Annotated in this window: 1 protein-coding gene; it reads left to right on the top strand. The window is 52.3% G+C overall.

What is annotated here, in order from left to right; translation table 11 throughout:
- On the top strand, positions 1 to 373 hold a 373-nt coding region (locus tag HBA93_RS19255; protein ID WP_502910144.1), incomplete at both ends, for an AAA family ATPase.

Here is a 373-nt window from a genome sequence, read left to right as displayed (position 1 = left end):
CAGCGTGTTATGATTGCCATGGCACTGGCCTGCAATCCGAAACTGATTATTGCTGACGAGCCGACAACGGCTCTGGACGTGACCGTTCAGGCGCAAATTCTGGATTTATTACGTGAATTGCAGCGTGAAACAGGCACAGCCATTTTGTTCATTACCCATGACATGGGTGTGGTGGCCGAAATGGCGGATCATGTGCTGGTGATGCAAAAGGGGCGCGAGATTGAACGGGGCGAAGTTCACGAGATATTTTCGAATCCGAAAGATGACTATACCCGCACGCTGATTGCAGCAGCGCCAAGCCTTGTCGGACGATCGGTGAAACGGGTCGAGCCATTGGAAGTTTTGCAGGAACTGCCGCTGACTGAAGGCTCAA

Origin of the sequence: Ochrobactrum sp. SFR4, assembly GCF_019730395.1 — a bacterium.
Lineage (GTDB): Bacteria > Pseudomonadota > Alphaproteobacteria > Rhizobiales > Rhizobiaceae > Pseudochrobactrum.
The sequence above is the reverse complement of the archived record's forward strand: the minus strand, read 5'-3'. Positions and strand labels throughout refer to the sequence as shown.